The following is an 18,586-nucleotide window of genomic DNA, read 5'->3' as shown; positions in this document are numbered from 1 at the left end:
TGAATACTAGATAAAAAGCGAGGTCAGCTGTCCATGTACAAAGTCCTGTTTGCGAAACTGCTGCGAAGCCTTCCGAATAAATCCGCAAAAAATCCGACGGTCGATCAGCCGCCTTTGAAAGTCAGAAAAGATTTCCTGGTTGAAACATCCATTGAACCGACACAGGTTTCACTCTACTATCCTTTGGAAGCAAGACAGGAAAAGTACCCCGTCTACATCAATATCCATGGGGGTGCCTTCATAATGAACGATAAGGAGATGGATGACCCCTACTGCAACTACCTGGCTAATGAGACAGGATGTGCCATCCTCAATATCGAATATGTGAAAGCCCCCGAGTACCCTTTTCCAAGCGCCATTCAACAAAGCTATGAAGTGCTCCAATGGCTGAAGGAAGAAGCGGATAATCTTCAAATCGATTCCAACAAAATAATGGTGGGCGGCCAGAGCTCAGGCGGAAACATTGCCGCCGCCCTGTGCCTACATCTCGCAAGCAAGCAGGAAAAACAGCCACTCCTCCAGTACCTATCCTGCCCGATGCTCGATTTCGTCACACCGCACGCAGAGAAGCCGGAGCCAGGCATATTCCGCTCACAATTTCCACAAGCCGCAAACTTCTTGAATATGAGCTATGTGCCCGAAGAAGAAATGGCGAGGAATCCCCTCGCCTCCCCAGTCTATGCCGACGTAACCGACACCCTCGCCCCTGCACTCATCATCATTGCCGAGCATGACGCCTTCAGAACAGAAGCCGAAAAATATGCCAAGAAACTAAAAGCAGCAGGCGTAGAAGTTCAAGATGAAATTTTCACAGACTGCAAGCATGCCTTTACACATCTTGGACCAAAAGAAAAAGCCCAGGAAGCCTGGGCACTGCTGGCACGGAGGATCAAGGAAGTTTCAGAGGGTTGATATCAATATAATAAATGGTGACCCTCCTAAAAAAGGGAATATACTTGTTGTTTGTGATTGGATATCATTGCAATTTTGAGTTCAATTACACCTACTGTCTTATTGCGAAACACATACTCCACGTTAAAAAAGCCCTGGATCAGAGAGAAAATCTGATCTAGGGCTCATCATTACTTATTTGTTTTATAGAATACTAGATAAAGACCTCACACACGAACCCCGTATTCATTCAGCAATACCCACTCCAGCTCCTTCAAATCACTATTGAGGAACTGATCCACTTTAATTTTTATATCTTCATGCAGTTTTTCCTGATCGAGTTCATAAATGTCATTGTAATTAAGGATATTTTTCAAATACATCGCCGTATAGGCGGAAGTCAGCTTCTTGTTCCTTCCTCTGAAATAATCCGGGTTAAATGAAACAACTTCATATAACTTGTTTCTTACGTTTTCGTCTCCAGGTCCGATAATCAGCTTGATTCTCAGCCCTTTTGTTGTATTCTGGAATTCGAAAAGTAGTATCCTTCCACTCGAAGTCCAACCGGATCCTTCATTTGGAATCTTCTGATCTAAACTTTTCGTCGTAAAACGAATTAATCCTTTGTTACTGTCGTCCAATATCAGTTCATCATCCGCTTCAATCATTTCTCGCAGAGTGCCAGCTATATCAGACTGTACATCCGGCTTGTATTCGAATATCAAGTCGAGAGCACGCTTGTGCTTGAAATAGATTTCCTGGCATATTTTTTCAATCTCGTTATCTCCCACAACGTACCTCCTGAGTGTATCTATGTACTGTTCAATAAAATGCTTTACACTTGTTTCCATCATATTCTGTTTCAGGATTAGAGCAGATTCTATCATTTCCACAATCTGACGGTAGTTCATGCTCATCCACACATCCGGATTGCTGGCATCATCCCCAAAAGGCGTTAGATAGATGAACAGTTTCTGATATTCCGGATACTCATTCTCTACGATATCCTGATACTTCTTCAACTGGTGTGCGGATTCCTTGCTCCAAACCTTGTTCTCGATAACAAGCATCAGCTTGTTTGTTTCAGAAATGGCGAGCAAATCTATATTGCGCCACTCTCTCCTGACGACCAGATCATGATAGTCCCTTAACAAAAGCTTCAAAGGATCATGGCCTTTCAGCTCAACATCATAATTGCGGGTGACTTCCTGTATGATTTTTGAAATGAAAGTCTCTCCTATCCCATGCTGCTCATTGGGAGACATCAGCCACCCCAGTATATTGCTGTGGCGGATTTCCGTATTGACGATGCCCAGCGTTTCAAAAGCATTGAACTTTGAAGTCTTCTCCTCTATTCGATTGAGGTCATTGATATCCATCAGGAAATCTTGAAGTGCTTGTTTATCTTCGTTGACTCGTTCTCTTTCCAATCTTTTGCCCTCCATATTTCTTGCGGTGCAAATTCTATTATTATAACCTAACTATTCACAATAGAAATTAAACAATCCTGATATTTTCCAGTTTAAATTAAGAATCAACCGGATACTTCTCTCTATTCTTCTTTAACTTCCTCAATATTGCTTCATTCATATCGATATTCAAATCATCCGCCAACATTAATCCATATATAAAAACATCAGCTAGCTCTTCTTCGATATTTTGTCGATTTTTCTCGATGCCTTCTTCAGCAGTGATCCATTGAAAGTTTTCAAGAAGCTCAGATGCTTCCAAAGATAAGGATAAGGATAGGTCTTTGGCGTTATGATATTGTCTCCAGTTTCTTTCGTCTCTGAATTTATTTACCTCTTTAGTCAATTCATCCATCTTGTTCACCCTCTTTGTACTTCTCTGCTAAAACTTTTTTGAGTTTGTCATCACTAGCATATAAGTATAGTCCTTTTACGCCTCGTTTCATCAGAACATTAATTGAGTTAAGTATGATCTGCTCCTTCATTTCCTTCACATTGTATTCAACTTGTACCTCGGAAGAAGTTCTAAAAGCTTCTTTATCTTTATACTTTTGCGGCAGAAGTTTCAACTCCTGCTTTTCTTCATCATATGAAACGGAAGGACCTAGAATGACGCCGACATAGTTGAGGTCAAACCCTTGGATTGTATATATTGAGCCGACTTCCTTAATGGTTTCAGGGTGCTCTGCCCATGTCTCCTTATATTCGGTCCTGTTCCAGATACCTTTAAAACCTGGTTCTTGCACGTAGTATTCTGCCCCATCCTTCTTATGTTCATAATCGAAAGTTGCGACCACTCGCGACAATTGGTGCTTTCTATCTTTATCTTCAATCGCCTTGAACATTTCAGCAGCACTGTCGAAAAGCTTCAACTCATAATCCCCGGTCTTCTCTGGAAATCTTTTAACCTTCTTATCTACAAAAGAATCAATCCAGTCGACGACTTCCTGGTCAGCCTGTATTCTGAACTGATCCGTAAGTTCAAACCTTTCCACCTTGGCTCCCTTAGTCATTCCTTCAAGAAGATCGCTGGACCAGTGACTCTTTAGCTTGAGAAATTGTTTTTCATCAAATACGACTACGGTCACCTTGCTTCTCAGACTGATATCTCTGAGCTGGTTATCTCCTGTATAGCTATTATACTTGTCACTTCTGGAGAGAAGCAGATGCGCTTCATCCACAAAAGTGATATCAGCAATTTCTCGGGTCTTATCCATTTGATTGATAAAGGATGTCGGTTTCATGAAGTTCTTTTTCTTAAGATTCGGCAGACTTTCGGAAATGGATTCATAAGTCTTGATCATCTCATTATGGTTGACCAGTAAATAATTATTGGTTCCTTTCAATGCCGACTCTTCATCCTTGCTCAAGTCTTGTACCGCGTTGAATGTAGAACTCAGAACAACACTTTTCCCTGTACCCGCATCCCCTTTCACTAGAAATATCGAACGTTCACCTGTTTGTATATGTGTTTTACAAAACTCCAGTATCTCTTCTTTCAATTCCACTTGAGATTCCGATAGTTCTTTATAAGGAGATAGCTTGAATACATCCTTGTTCTGGAGATATTCCAAAGTATTGTCTACTAGTTTATCTGCCCTCAGCTTCTCCCAAAGCTCACTGAATATCTCGTTATCGTATTTGTATTTTTCATAGTAATTATGAGTCATTGACTTTGTCGTCTGGCTGACGTTTCTAAGAGTATACTTGTTGTCCGCTATGAAATAGTTGATCAGGTTTGTTTCAATGTTATATGTAGCAGATTGATTGAACATCTCATGTGAAACCAGCAGCACCTTATCCAGCCCCTGCTTATTTTTATCTTTGAGGTGTGCTTTCATCCTATTTCTCATCTGAACCGTCTGACCGATATACGCACTTTGTTTCTTCTTATTATTATGCAGTATGTAGACAATAGGGAAATTATTATAGTTCATGCCAGTTAAAGTTCTAATACCAATCTCATTAAAATCAAGAGCTTTCAGTTGCAAGTCGGTCATATTTCCACCTCAAACTTAAATGTTATGAATATTCTATCATACATAATAAATATTAAAGTCTCGATTGTTAAAATCGAGACTTTAATATTTATACTTCCTATTTTTTATTATCTTAGTTTTTAATTGAAGACACCATTCCCTATCTCGCTCTGAAAATAGAGTTGAAGAAACTGTAGAGAGCATCGCCTGCGATAAATCCGGCTGCTGCTGTGTACATAGTATTTTGAGCTTCTTCTCCTTTGATCTTAAGAATTGCAACTCTGATTGCCAACCCTGCAAGCACTGTCCAACCGGCGATCGGATTTACCAGCAGTAGACCAGTCGAGAATAGAATGCCCATCTGTCTTTTTGGTCCGCCAATCAGTTGGAGCAACGCACCTGGAATGGCCCATAGTACAATGGCCCATGCGACGGAGCTGTCTGCACCCGCTTCTATCGTCGCTGCGAATACATAATCGACAGGCGGTACAAGATCTTGAGCAAAATAACTGCCGTGGAACAATGCGACCATCACTATGGCGATACCAAATCCGATCAAGGAAACGAAGAACTGCATTCTTCGTCCTTCCAATTCAAACTCCAATGATTCTTTCGACCTTAAAATGAACCCTGCTTTGAAGTCATATCCCATATCTGCAAATGCGGGACCTGTCGCAGCAGTGTATCCTACAAGCATGGCAAGGGCTGGTACTGGAAATCCGAACAGGATACCTACTACCAATGAAATCAAGGAGACGGCAAATGCTGGGAACCATCCGGAGTGCATTGCAGCAATACCTACTATTATTTCAGTGATGATTGCAGCGAATGCAGCATAGACAATAAACAAGAGAACCATAGGCAAAGACATATCCGTTATCACACCTGCTATTACTGCAAGCAGTAGTGCTCCGATTATGTAGGCAACATATCCAAAGCCAAGGGCCTTACCGACATCTCTTTCGGTTCTTGTAACACTTCTATCTGGTTCAACGTCCTCATTGACCTGCATTGCTGGATCATTTTCATCTCTTTTTCTTCCTTTGCTCCCTTTAACCATCAAGTAGATGAACTGACCAAAGGCGACGAGTCCTGCACCTACCATGATACCATGTGGAATGTACGCGTCAGTCATGCTGATGCCGAATAGAAATTCCGAATATCCGCTCAGCAGTAAACCAAGACCAAACATGGTCAGGGCGATAATGTTACCAATGAATGCAACACCAAATGCGGACATTGGTATTCCAGCCATAGCACCGCCTATTCCAGCTAGGATTCCTAGCCCTAGTACGCCCGCTTTCTTCCCACCTTCATCACCGGCTTTGATAGCTTCTGCGGTTGCGATACCAGGTGGCCATGCACCTGAAGCAGGGAATACTTGTGAACCGAACATTTTATACATTATTGTACCATCAATGAGTAGAGCAATCCCTGCTCCAATGAGCATTGGGGTTATCAGTTCTGGCATACCTAATACAAACGGAACACCAATCGGTATGAACAATGTATTACCTGCACCGAATGTTGCAGCGGAAATCGCAGTTTGTATCAGGTTCTGATTATGTACTGATCTAAACTTATACAGAAAAGCAAATGGTATTCTTCCAAGCACCATTGCAAACAATGCACCGATAATGGAAGTATTGGCCGTTATCCCTAATGTAGTGATCAATTGCATCCCTATGATTGCACCCATTACAGTAAGTACTATGATTAAAATAATGAATGTAGGATCAAAAAAAATATTCCTCTGTTTTGTGTCTTTCATCTTACCCACCCCTTAATATAAATGACAGTATGTTGCCTTCTGCTTCAACCGGATCGATTACTGGTATGCCAAGCCGGTCTTTAAGTATTTCTCCAAAGCCGATAGTTACATAGCCTGTACATGCAAATACTATTGTTTCGGCTCCATCGCCTATCAATTCTTCAGCTGAAGAAATCGATTTTTCTATTGCTTCTTCCTTAAGCAAGTCAGCCGTGTTATTCACACCTTCCGGTTTTCTCCATGAAACCAGACTGTTACCCAGGATTTCTGTCATGGGAGCAGGCACTTCGTTGGCAATGGTCAGAACGCCTATCTTCCTGGAAACCATCTTCGCCATATGTGCTGCACAACTACCGGCTCCTACAACAGGAATGGTAACTGCCTGTCTAACTAGCTCCAAACCTGGATCAGCTGCACAACTTATTGCGATACCATCGACTGCGTGCTGCTCTTCCATTTCTTTAGCCAGCTCTATGATTTTAGGAATGGCTTTATGCTCGCTTTCATCATCATAGATACCTTTTGGCTGATCAGGAATACACCGGTTGACGCAATTGATATTATAGAGTTTCTCTATCTTATTACCATGTGCATGAAGTATCTGCTGATCTTCGGTCGTGAACACTCTTATGATTCCTATTGACAAAACATCCATCCCCTTTGCTGAGATATAGATACAACGTTTAAATTTCAATCAGATCTTTCTCAAGGTTCATCAAATTTATATGTCCGTCTTCAGTGACGGCAATTGTATCTTCTATCCTTATACCGAACTTATTGGGCATGTATATCCCTGGCTCGACTGAGAAGACCATTCCAGGTTCCAAGACCTGTTTATTACCTTGCATGATGTATGGTTCTTCATGTGGATTGATTCCTAACCCATGTCCAGTACGATGGTTGAAATACGCTCCATAACCATGGGAACGAATGATACTCCTTGCCGCTTCGTCTATTTCACCCGCTGGTATTCCAGGCTTTATAAGGTTGACGGCATGCTGCTGGGCTTCTTTTACTATTTTATAAGCCTTTCTTGCTTCATCCGATATGTTGCCTACAGCCACAGTTCTGCATATATCACCGACATAACCATCTATTATGCAACCAAAATCAATGACGACCAGTTCTCCTGCAGCTATCTTCTTTGCACCTGCTCTGCCATGCGGACTTGCGCCTCTTGGACCTGAAGCAACGATAGTTTCGAATGGTGTTCCAGCAGACCCTCTCTTTTTCATTTCGTATTCCAGTTGTGCAGCAATTTCGACCTCCGGAACACCCGTCTTGATAAACGGAAGCGTTGCTTTAAAACTATCCTCTAATACTTTTGCAGCATTCTGCAGCTCAGCAATTTCCTGATCCTCTTTTATTAACCTGAGAGCGTTGATCAGATGATCTGCATCCGTCAATTCACAGCCAAGTGATCGAAACACTCGATATTCCGTCACTCTGCAATTACTGTATTCCACACTTGCTCTAAAATCTTCTTGAGGCAACACTGCCTTTAATTGCTGCAAGGCACCTTCAATGCCTTCCTCGTCCTTATAGCTGATTACATTATTTTCAAATACCGCTTTGAACTTATCTTGTTCCACTTCTGGTACAAGTGAATGAATTTCTCCATTTCTGAGAATCACTATGAATGTCACTCTTTCACTCTGTTTGATCTTCAGTCCAGTGAAGTAGAGCATGTTAGGTCCTGGAACTATGAAAGTGGCATCCACATCATTCTGACGCATCAATGTCAATAGCTTGTTCATTGCTGTATCATTAATTTGCAACATCTCCTTAAAGAAGCTCGGATAGAATTTTTACCATCAGCGTATTTGATAATATTACGGGTACAGTAACTTCGGCTGAAACCGCCTTTTTCATTTCCTCCGTGTATCCCATGCAATCCATCAGTATGAAGTCGGCGTTGCTTTGTTCCAGACTTTTGGCTGCCACAACTATTTCATCCAGATCCAAGTAGGGAGAGGCACTTGCTATTAATGGATCCAGACCATATTCCCTCCACTTATCTTCCATCATTGACTTCTGATTCTCATGTGGTATCAGTAGGCCCATCCTGCGATGCTTCGCAATATTACTGATCACGGGGGAGATGATCTGATCTGGCAGATACAAATTCGAAGTTTTTAGCACAATATCAGGAAAACTGCCCGTACATAGCAAAAGTATGTGCTTATATCCTCTTTTTTCAGCATTCTGAATGATGTTCTGCAAGTGGTCTTCGACAACCTTTGCATTTAATTCAATGGAATGTTCATCATCCACTCTGGAAACAAGCACTTCATCATGGGGCTTATAGGTAGAAATCAAGGACATTTCATGATCACTCAGATCATCTAATACACCCATCTGTTTTACAGTAATGTCGTCACCCAGATAGCGTTCCATTATTGGACTGATATCTTTTCTTGGCGACCTGCCAATTGTGATTGCAAGCAAATTGGTCATTGGTTCAGATCACCTTCTTCAAAGACGTCTCCAATATATTTAAGTATTTCTTTATCCAATATTTGTTCTACAACTTCGTAGTTCGACTTCAACCTCATTCCACTGCCGAGGATCAAATTATCTCTGGATGTATATATAACTGTAAGTTCTTGTCCGTTCCGCAATTGTGCACTCGTAATCGGATCTCCACTCTCGCTTTCGAAGGTCATCAATAGATCAGGAAAAGTAGCAAGTCTCTTACCAGAATCATTTTCACATGTCATGTACTCATTCCATATCGTGAGTTCGAATTTTTCTTCCCCCGAATTGATTACGACTTTGCCAAGATCAAAGCCGTCTACTGTTTCAAACACCAATGACTCGACTGCGCCCTTGCACACTATCTTTCCTTTTAGAACTTCTACTACCTTATCTATTTTTTCCGCACTGCTATTACCATACTGGTGGGCGACACCAACATCGTAGGCCTGCGATAGGGCATTGACCGCTCCGTTGGATGCCAGATAGTTCTTTGTTACGGGATTTCTCGCTACCGCAACAAATCCACCTGCTGAAATTGAAGCCTGCCTGACCAGCTTTGAAGCAGTATCCAGACTGCCTTGTATCGTCTGGCTCAACCGGAAGTCAGTACCCGGCCTGCCGCCTACGGCTGTCTGGAAAGATTCATAATCCTCTATAATGTTCAGTTGCATTGACCCCATGACTCCGGTAGGATGTGCCCGTCCATTACAGGAAACATCAAGAATGGGAATGCCCGTTACAGCGGACTGGAAAAAGCCATTGATTGTTGCAATGCCCCCATTTTCATTTGTGATCATTGCTTTGGGCTTTTTGCCAGTCACCTTTTCAATCAGTTCAATGGTTTCAACATAATCAAGCGGTTGTACAAACTGATCTTTAGCCGCAGGTGCACCTACGGCGGATACGGTAATGATCATATCGTCATCTTCCAGTTCATCCAGAGTCATCAGACTTGGCTGTCCAACCTCAAATGCAAGTGCCCCCATTTTCAAACCTTCATCGATGGCGCCACCGCCGCCACCTCCGAGAATGCTGCCTCCAACTACCAAAGGTTCCACCATTTCCGGTCTCAGTTCATTAATACTCATTTTGTTCTCCCCTTTTCAGTATCATCGGTAAAAGATAAGAGACACTATTTTTTCCCTAGAGTTTGAAGATGGGCCATTGAACCATATAGACTGCGTAATTTTGCGTATTCTTCTGCATCGTGGAAGAAAGCTTTTTGCTTACCGAACTGTTTGGCGACTTCAACTGAGAATCTTGCCGCTTCTTCCACATCATTCAACTGAGAGGCGCCACTGCCACTCCCTGGTACTGCAACCCCTGATGTAATTGCGAGACCAACGACAGGCTTATCAGTAGCAGTACATGGCTGTAGAATGCTGTTTATATGATATACATCATTACCATACGGGGTGATATCCTGCATGGTAATCGGCAGTACAGAGGCCGGCTTGCCGGTAACGTTCTGTAGAATATCAATCATTGTCTCACTGACCCTGAGAATGTACCCTTCCTTGACAGTTGGTGAAATGCATATCCCTCTGAAGTTTGTAATCCGGTTGCCTTTAGTGGCATCGATGGTTATGATTGCATCCATTTCATCATCAATTTCGTGCTTGTTCATTACGGTCATATCCACTGAAGAACCCATGAATGGCACAGGATCATGCGGTATGGTAGGCGCATTGGGATCGACATGTGTTGCGATGATGACATCGCCTTCCAGACTCTCTCCGTTATTTTTCATATCGACAATCTTCAGTGCAGAAGTTAATGCTGCTAATGCACCATCACCATCTGAAACAAATCCTGTCTGCTCAGGTCTCGCGCCTATTCCTCCAAGCCTGCCGATAATACCCAGGGTTGGAGCATCTCCTCCGGCTGTCTTGCCGTTGGTACCCGGGATTTTGATTTTCAGAAAATCGGTACCCCCATCATCCTCTCTGATTTCAGTTACCGTTATCTCCTTATGCCCATAAGACTTGAATAGATGTTCAATCTTCTCACCATTTGCGTCAGGTCTGTCTAATTCTTTGAATAGTTTCAGGACAAGTTCATGCAACATGCGAAGTCCTCCTTAATGTGATTTGATCAAAAGAGTAATTAACAAATTATTCAGAACTAAAAGGGTATATATCGGTTCTTTAAGAGAACCAATTGTTCTTATCATGTTTCGATTATACAGCTACACTTTATTCAATGCAATAGTTTACTGAAAAATCAAAGTATTCTTGTCAATCAAAATAAAAAGCACAAACTACTAATAGTGTAGTTTGTGCCTGATACCAAGAATAATTAAAGGTAATTATCTTTATCAAAAATACTTATGATTTCTGTTATTTTTTCTGTCGATTCCATCAGCATGGCAAGAATCGTCTGCCTGTTATCTTCATTTATTCTATAGACTGGCCCAGCTATCGTCAGTGAAGCCAGGATCTTCCCTTCAGAGTTGAATAACGGGGTACTGATTCCGAATACATCATCGGAATATTCTCCTTCTGTATAAGCCCATCTGCGAGATTCTATTATCCTAAGGTCCTTGAGCAGATCTTCTTTTTCAGTAGTGGATTTTTCGGTCATTTTTTTCAACCCTTGGGCTATGATCTCATTTTGCTGCTCTTCTGACAAAAATGCCATAATCGACTTGGCTGAGGCTCCCAAGTACAGAGGGGTCCGCGTCCCTTTCGAAACTGCAAACCTGATATTACTTGAACTTTCCGCTATTTCAACAGTGACACCCTCATACCCTTCTTTCCATGTCAGGAATACCGATTCCCCAGTCCTTTCACTCAATGCTTCCATTATCGGCAGTATCAGGTCGGACATTTTATTCTTGCTTCGATAGGCTGCAAGCAGAGGGGCAAGTCCTGGACCAAGTTCATATTTTTTTGAATCTGGATTCTGAGTCAAAACCCGCTTATCTTCAAAAGTCCTCAGTATCCTATAGATGATGGTATGGTTTACTCCCATTTCTTTTGACAGATCCCTCAACCCCCATGAAGGATTCTCCTTCGTGAACATTGAAAGTACTTCAATTGCAAAACCTAAAGATTTTAACGTCATAGCATTACCTCTGTTTATATCCAAATTGGTCTATGGCTTCCTCTTCAGTATAAAAGCCATTTTTAATATCCCTCTCAACCTTACCATATTCCCGGTCGGAAGGGTTACCGTATCCACCACCGGATGGTGTGACAAGATCGACCACATCGCCTTTGTCCAGACGGAGTCTTGTAGTCACACCCAGAGGACCTATGATATCTCCATTGCTCTTATGGACTTCAATATAGCTGGAAGCACCTTTTTCTCCACCTTTCATCCCCCATGGTTTAAATTGATGTCTTCCGTAGGTCGCAGACAGATACTGGTTGTCACTCAAGATCTCATATGATCTAACAACACCGCGTCCACCGATATACTCTCCTGCACCACTGCTGTCTTTTCTGAAACCATAATTGTCGACAAGAACACCGTACTTTGCTTCAGCAACCTCTATCGGGACATTATACGTTTCACCATTCCCCATACAGAATTGCCCACTTTGTCCGTCCGCTTCATTTGCTGCTCCCCATCCACCGACAGATGGTTCAACTATCAGAAAGTCTTCCCCATTATCTGGATGGGTACCGGCTACGGTGACGGAACATACAGATAGGGAATGACCTGCGGGTAATTTTTCGGGGATTTCAGGTGCTAAAGCCTTCCAGATCAATTCTGCGCCACCCAACCTGGCCTCAAAGTTCATGGACACAGGTGCCGGTCGTTCAGCGGAAAGTATGGATTTTTCATCCGTTATGATCTTCAATGGTCTGAACAATCCTTCAGTAATATTGAACTGTGGCTGAACAATTGCCAGGTACATCACCCTTACACTGGCCAAGAGCCCAAAATAGGAACAGTTCACTGGATGGGCTACTTGGGGATGGGACCCTCTGAAGTCACAGATGAATTCATCCTCTGTAATCGTTACCTTAACTTTTATTTTGTAGGGTCCTCCTTTTTCCGGATCACCTTCTATATAATCCTCAGCCTCAAAAACGCCTTTGGGCAGTGAAGAAATGACTTGTTGGGAATATTCTTCTGAACTTGAAATCAAATCATTGATCACTTGTTCTATAGTCTCTTTCGAGTGGAGGTCACACAATTCTTTGAACCTTTTTTCTCCAGTTCTTAGAGCCGCTACTTGCGCCCACATATCTCCGATTGAGAATTGAGGTAGCCTGATATTGTCCGTAATGATTGTTTCAACACCTTTATTCAAAATGCCTGCATCAAACAGCTTCACCCCTGACAGCTGCAATCCTTCTTGATATATTTCACTGGAATCGCTTGTCAATGAACCTGGATTCTTGCCCCCGACATCTGTCCAATGCCCTTTATTCGCTGAAAAAGCTACCAGCTTGTTTTCATGGAATATAGGCATTACCAGACCGACATCAGAGAGGTGTGATCCCCCACCGATGTAAGGATCATTGATAATGATGATATCCCCTGCTCTAAGGTCCTCACCGCCTTCGAACTTATCCAATACGGATTTTACCATCGGACTCAGCATTCCGATAAATGATGTCACACCGTTGCCCTGGCTGATCAGATTGCCTTTGGCATCGGTCAATCCGCATGCATAGTCCAGAACTTCATAAATGATGGGACTCATTGATGTCCGGGCCAATGCAACAAACATCTCTTCACCAATGGACATCAGTGAATCCTTGATGATCTCCTTGACGTATGGGTTTGTTCTAGTCATATGATTTCACCTCAACTGTTAGAATAATATTGCCATACACATCAATATCCGCTTGCTGGTTTTCAAGAACCAATGTGGATGAAGTCTTTTCTTCTATGACTGCCGGCCCCTCTATTGAGTGACCTTCCCGAAGCAGATTCCTGTCGTAAATTTTTGTTTCTACCCATCCATGTTCCTTATAGTAGACATTTCTGGTTTCTTTTATGGTCTCTTCAATTCGCAGACCATTGGTTTCCAATTCTTTCAGATCCGGTTTTTCTATTTTACCAATAGTCGTCAGATGCATATTCACAATTTCAACTTCAGTATGCTCAAGCTTGAATGAGTAGGTGAATTCATGCATCTCATGGAACTTGAGTTTGGCTTCCTCTATGAAAGTTCCATCCCATTCATCATTTTCAATAGGCATCTTCACCGTATGTTCTTGACCTTCATACCTTAAGTCGACAGATCTTTCGAACTCGATGGGGAATCTATCCAGATTATTTTTGGAAAAGTCCTCTAAAGAAGCATTTTCCATATCAGTCCATTGCTTATTGATATCTTCAAAGTCAAGTGCGCTGAATTTTTTCAGATAGGTCTGTATGTTATCCTTTCTTGCATCCGACATAAGCATCCCCCAGGCAGAAAAAACTGAGGCAGCATGCGGAATAACAACTTTCTTGATCTTCAAATCTCTGGCCAACTCTGCAGCATGCATGGGGCCGCCTCCCCCGAACGCTATCATGGTGAAGTCCTGGGGATTGTATCCTTTTCGAACTGAAATCAATTTTAACGCATTGAGCATATTCGAATTCGCAATATCAATGATGCCCAAGGCTCCGTCTTCTGTTGAAGTTCCAAAAGGTCCTGCCACCTGCCTATCTATTGCTTCACGCACGTGTGAAAAATCAACATCACTATCAAAGTTTTTATCAGACAATCTGCCAATATATAGGTTTGCATCTGTAGTGGTTGCTTTTTCACCACCTTGTCCGTAAGAGACCGGACCAGGGACCGATCCCGCAGACTGCGGACCGACTTTCAATGAACCCAGTTCATCAATCCATGCAATGGAACCCCCACCATTACCGATTTCCACAATATCGACAACCGGTACTTTGATCGGATATCCTGCATACTTATCATTCTTCTCAATGTAGTAGTCTGTGGATACCTTCACGTTGCCTTCACTTATCAATGAGCATTTTGCTGTTGTTCCGCCAATATCAAAAGATATGATGTTGGATTCTCCTATGATTTCACCAAGTATGGCAGCACCATAAACCCCTGCAACTGGGCCGGATTCCACTAGATTGAGTGGATACTTCTTGGAATCGGAAAAAGAAGTGATTCCACCATTGGATTGCATGATATAACGATTATTATTGGAAGTCTTACTGTTAAGCCGGCCATCAAGGCTATCGATGTAACTTTCCATTACCGGTTTTACATATGCATTCAGAACAGTTGTATTGGTTCGCTCGTACTCTCTCCATTCCTTGATCATTTCGTGGGAAGCAGTAACAGGCAGTTCCGGCCACTTCTCGTTGATCAGTTTCGTGATTTCAATTTCGTGTTCAGGGTTTTTATAGGCGTGCAATAGACAGACGGCGATGGCCTCTACTCCCTCGTCTCTGAAGTGTTCAATGGCATCTATAACATCCTGTTCATTGAGCGTCTGCAACACCTCTCCTTTATAGTTCATCCGCTCCTCTACTTCCAATCTCAAATATCTTTCGACAAAAGGTTCAGGTTTTTTGTATTTGAAATTGTATAGATCTGGCCTGTTGCCTCTTGCAATCTCAAGAACATCCCTGGTGCCCTTTGTCGTAATCAATCCAACCTTCGCCCCTTTTCTTTCCGTCAAAGTATTGATCACCACGGTGGACCCATGTATGAACATTTCAATCGACCCGTAATCCAGCCCCGATTGGGCCATGACATTCATGACACCGTCTTCAAAATTTGGTGGCGTTGTATGTGCCTTATCGAAAATAAAATCACCATTATCGTCCAAATAAAGTAAATCAGTAAAAGTCCCGCCTATATCTGTTGTTACTTTCATATTGCGCCTCCTTTTGGTTCTTTAAAAGAACCATTGGTTCATATAATATTAATAATAGTATTGTTTCTGAAAATTATCAACAATTAAAAGTAAGCGTTATTTATTTTTTAGTAGGTTAAACTTCAAATGCAGTTACTTTTTCAATACATACCAACGCAGTTAATCCACGACTGTACCTTTGGTTCTGAACAAAAAATTACTGAAGGAAAATTTATATTGCATATCACCGCATATTTATTTAATATATATACATATTGTTTAATATTTATAAATACGGAGGTGCTTTTTTGGAATTTGAAGCCTACGGCATGCTGTCACTGCTGCCGGTCATCATCGCAATTCTGCTCGCATTCGTCACCAAGAACGTCATCCTGTCTCTATTTCTCGGCGCATTGACAGGCGTATTCATCATTAACGGTCTGCACCCGATCGATTCAGTCACGACATTCATCGGTGACTATGTCTTCGTCCAGCTGACGGACAACTATAACGCTGCTGTCATCGCCCTGCTCGTCTTCATCGGCGGATTTGTATCATTGATGGAGAAATCCGGAGGGGCAATGGCTTTTGCGAAAAGTGTATCGAAATACATCAACACACGCATGAAAGCAAAGTTCGCAACGTGGTTTGGCGGTATCATCATTTTCTTCTCGGATATCGGCACACCGCTGATCGTCGGACCGATATTTGAATCTACATACGATAAATTGAAGATTTCCCGGGAAAAACTAGCCTGGATCCTCGACTCCACAGCAACGCCTGTAGCGGTACTGATTCCGTTCATCGGCTGGGGCATCTATATCATGGGGCTGATCAATGAGGAATTCGAAAGACTCGGCATCGCCGAGTCCGACTTCAGTGCCTATATGAATGCCTGGCCCTACTTCGTCTATCCGATTCTTGCTGTGCTGATCGTTCCGGTCGTCATCCTGATGAAAAAGGATTTCGGTCCGATGCGTACCGCTGAAAAGAGAACAGTGGAAGGTGGGGAAAGATACTGGCCGAATGCGGCACCGCTGAGGCAACCGGCGGCACCGGACCTGCAGACAGAGAACAACAGCCGTCCGGTACTCATCTGGCTGCCGCTCGCTGTACTATTCGTCACCCTATTCGGTCTGCTGATTCCTGAAGGTTTCCCATTCGAGGCAGTTTCCGGTTCGACATTCAGAGTGGCGCTGAGCACCGCCTATCTCTTCGCATCCATCACGCTGATCATCCTGATGCTCATCTTTAAAGTGCATACATTCAAAGCATCCTTTGAAATCTATACGACAGGCATGCAGCGCATGCTTAATGTCATCGTCATCATCGTACTGGCATGGGCGATCGGCATGGTGCTTGAAGAGATGGGAACTGCCAACTATATTGTCCAAGTCATTGATGACAATATTCCCCTTTCGATCATACCGATGCTGATTTTCATCGTCGGTGCAGTAATGGCATTTGCCAGCGGTACATCATGGGGGACGTTCGCAATTATGCTGCCCATCGCAATTCCGATTGCCGCCCAGCTCGATATCTCCATCTATATCTGCATTGGCGCAGTTATCTCAGCGGGTATATTCGGCGACCACTGTTCACCGATTTCCGATTCGACGATTCTTTCATCCACAGGTGCAGGGAGTGACCATATCGACCATGTTAAAACGCAATTGCCGATGGCGCTGCTGAACGGTGCAATTACAGTCATCGCCCTATTCGTCGGTACACTCACCGATAGCCCGCTCGTTGTCTTCGGTGCCATTATACTGATGATCATCAGCGTGTTCATCATGAGCAGACTGCCAAACAAGAAAACGGTATCGGAGTGATGACATAGGAGAATATCTCCCTATCAGAACAACTTCTTCGGAGTCATGCGTTGTTTCAAGGAATGCTTTATTCTATAGTTGATATGTAGTGTAAAATGGAAGATAGATAGGAAGGGAGATACATATGGACATACAAACGTTTGTAGACCGATATTATGTAGAACGGAAAAATACAAACTCAACGAAATGGGATCTGCTCGAGGAACGTTTCGGCGATGCAGACCTACTGCCGATCTGGGTGGCGGATATGGAATTTAAGGCACCGGATGGTGTCATCGGAGCACTGACGGAACGGGTTCAGCATGGGGCTTACGGCTATTCATTTATTCCGGATACCTACTATGACACCTACTCCAACTGGATGGAATCACGCTTCGGCTATAAGGTGGAGAAGGAATGGTGCCGTCCGGCGACGGGTGTGGTATCCGCACTCTACTGGTTTATGAATTGTTATACGGAAGAAGGGGATGCGGTGATCATCACGCCACCGGTCTACTACCCATTCTTCAATGTCATCAAGGATCTCGATCGCAAGCTTGTGACTGCGGATATGACGGATAATGATGGCCGCTTCGAACTGGATTTCGACCTGTTCGAGCAGCGTATTGAAGAGAATGATGTCAAACTCTTCATCCTATGCTCACCGCATAATCCGGCTGGTCGCGTGTGGACGGAAGTGGAGCTTGAACGCATGCTTGCCATTTGTGAGAAGCATGATGTCCTCGTCATTGCCGACGAGATCCATCAGGACTTCACCTACGGTGAACACGCGCATACGCCGGCACCCCTTGTTGCCGATGGCAAGTACGCCGACCGCATTCTGCTCGTCAATGCTGCCTCCAAATCATTCAACCTGCCGGGACTGCTCCATGCCAACATCGTCATCCAGAACGCCGAGTTGCGCAGGCAGTTCGACAACTATGCCGGCCAGCACATCAAGAGCGAGAAGAATATCCTCGGCCACATCGCAACGCAAGCTGCCTACGAGACGGGAGAAGAATGGCTCGATGGACTGAAATCCGTCATCTTGTCGAACTTCGACTACTTGAAGACACAGCTTGCAGAACATATTCCGGAAGTGAAAGTATGCAAACTGGAAGGCACCTACCTGCCGATGATCGATCTGCGCGGTTTCCTCGCCCCTGAAGACGTGAAGGATTTCATCCAGGGGAAATGCAAACTCGCCGTCGACTATGGTGAATGGTTCGGCGATGCCTACCAGGGCTATGTGCGCCTGAACCTTGCGACCCATCCGAAGTTCGTCGAAGAAGCTGTCAATCGTATCGTTACCGAATATAAAAAACTGAAGTAAATAAGACGCCCTAGACTCCGTTGCGGATCTAGGGCATTTTTTGTATGATCTCTTTTGATCAATAGGCGTTTTGAC

The 18,586-nt window shown here is 43.3% G+C and carries 15 protein-coding genes; 3 read left to right on the top strand and 12 right to left on the bottom strand.

Features of this window, described 5'->3' with window-relative positions; all coding sequences use genetic code 11:
• Window positions 1-33: 33 nt before the first annotated feature.
• A complete protein-coding gene (locus J4760_RS06720; protein ID WP_237605199.1) occupies window positions 34-912 on the top strand; it encodes an alpha/beta hydrolase in 879 nt (292 codons plus the stop codon).
• 206 nt (window positions 913-1,118) lie between these two features.
• Here J4760_RS06720 and J4760_RS06715 read toward each other — a convergent pair whose 3' ends face one another.
• From J4760_RS06715 to J4760_RS06660, 12 genes are all read right to left on the bottom strand, one after another.
• Window positions 1,119-2,321, bottom strand: coding sequence for a PDDEXK-like family protein (locus tag J4760_RS06715; protein WP_237605198.1), 1,203 nt, complete (start codon window positions 2,319-2,321; stop codon window positions 1,119-1,121).
• A gap of 97 nt (window positions 2,322-2,418) precedes the next feature.
• The gene (locus J4760_RS06710; protein WP_237605197.1) at window positions 2,419-2,715 is read right to left on the bottom strand and encodes a MazG-like family protein; all 297 of its coding nucleotides are present in this window, start codon (window positions 2,713-2,715) and stop codon (window positions 2,419-2,421) included.
• Window positions 2,708-4,360, bottom strand: a complete 1,653-nt coding sequence (locus tag J4760_RS06705) for a DUF2075 domain-containing protein (protein ID WP_237605196.1) — start codon at window positions 4,358-4,360, stop codon at window positions 2,708-2,710. Before J4760_RS06705 ends, J4760_RS06710 begins: the two co-directional genes overlap by 8 nt.
• A gap of 139 nt (window positions 4,361-4,499) precedes the next feature.
• Window positions 4,500-6,110 carry an OPT/YSL family transporter gene (locus J4760_RS06700; protein WP_237605195.1) on the bottom strand — a complete coding sequence of 537 codons (1,611 nt, stop codon included), beginning with the start codon at window positions 6,108-6,110 and terminating at the stop codon, window positions 4,500-4,502.
• 1 nt (window position 6,111) lies between these two features.
• Window positions 6,112-6,756, bottom strand: a complete 645-nt coding sequence (locus J4760_RS06695) for an aspartate/glutamate racemase family protein (RefSeq protein WP_237605194.1) — start codon at window positions 6,754-6,756, stop codon at window positions 6,112-6,114.
• A 37-nt stretch (window positions 6,757-6,793) separates the two neighbouring features.
• A complete protein-coding gene (locus J4760_RS06690; protein ID WP_237605193.1) occupies window positions 6,794-7,867 on the bottom strand; it encodes a M24 family metallopeptidase in 1,074 nt (357 codons plus the stop codon).
• 28 nt (window positions 7,868-7,895) lie between these two features.
• Window positions 7,896-8,567, bottom strand: a complete 672-nt coding sequence (locus J4760_RS06685; RefSeq protein WP_237605192.1) for an AroM family protein — start codon at window positions 8,565-8,567, stop codon at window positions 7,896-7,898.
• Window positions 8,564-9,676: an S-methyl thiohydantoin desulfurase family protein gene (locus tag J4760_RS06680; RefSeq protein WP_237605191.1), complete on the bottom strand. Its 1,113-nt coding sequence runs from the start codon at window positions 9,674-9,676 to the stop codon at window positions 8,564-8,566. The genes J4760_RS06685 and J4760_RS06680 overlap by 4 nt, the downstream gene beginning before the upstream one ends.
• A 44-nt stretch (window positions 9,677-9,720) precedes the next feature.
• Window positions 9,721-10,656 carry a DUF1177 domain-containing protein gene (locus tag J4760_RS06675; protein WP_237605190.1) on the bottom strand — a complete coding sequence of 312 codons (936 nt, stop codon included), beginning with the start codon at window positions 10,654-10,656 and terminating at the stop codon, window positions 9,721-9,723.
• A 230-nt stretch (window positions 10,657-10,886) separates the two neighbouring features.
• Window positions 10,887-11,654 carry an IclR family transcriptional regulator gene (locus J4760_RS06670; protein WP_237605189.1) on the bottom strand — a complete coding sequence of 256 codons (768 nt, stop codon included), beginning with the start codon at window positions 11,652-11,654 and terminating at the stop codon, window positions 10,887-10,889.
• Window positions 11,655-11,658: 4 nt separating this feature from the next.
• Complete coding sequence (locus J4760_RS06665) at window positions 11,659-13,341, bottom strand: hydantoinase B/oxoprolinase family protein (RefSeq protein ID WP_145289628.1); 1,683 nt, start codon at window positions 13,339-13,341, stop codon at window positions 11,659-11,661.
• Entirely contained in the window at window positions 13,334-15,388 is a 2,055-nt protein-coding gene (locus tag J4760_RS06660) for a hydantoinase/oxoprolinase family protein (protein ID WP_237605188.1), read from the bottom strand. The genes J4760_RS06665 and J4760_RS06660 overlap by 8 nt, the downstream gene beginning before the upstream one ends.
• A 287-nt stretch (window positions 15,389-15,675) precedes the next feature.
• Here J4760_RS06660 and J4760_RS06655 point away from each other — a divergent pair, with 287 nt between their 5' ends.
• Both J4760_RS06655 and J4760_RS06650 read left to right on the top strand, forming a co-directional pair.
• Window positions 15,676-17,199 carry a Na+/H+ antiporter NhaC family protein gene (locus J4760_RS06655; RefSeq protein ID WP_237605187.1) on the top strand — a complete coding sequence of 508 codons (1,524 nt, stop codon included), beginning with the start codon at window positions 15,676-15,678 and terminating at the stop codon, window positions 17,197-17,199.
• 124 nt (window positions 17,200-17,323) lie between these two features.
• Window positions 17,324-18,511, top strand: a complete 1,188-nt coding sequence (locus J4760_RS06650; RefSeq protein ID WP_237605186.1) for a MalY/PatB family protein — start codon at window positions 17,324-17,326, stop codon at window positions 18,509-18,511.
• Window positions 18,512-18,586 lie beyond the last annotated feature (75 nt).

It is taken from the genome of Salinicoccus sp. ID82-1 (assembly GCF_021991715.1).
GTDB classification, from domain to species: Bacteria; Bacillota; Bacilli; order Staphylococcales; family Salinicoccaceae; genus Salinicoccus; species Salinicoccus cyprini.
Note: the sequence above shows the minus strand (reverse complement) of the source record. Positions and strands in the feature narration are given on the sequence as shown.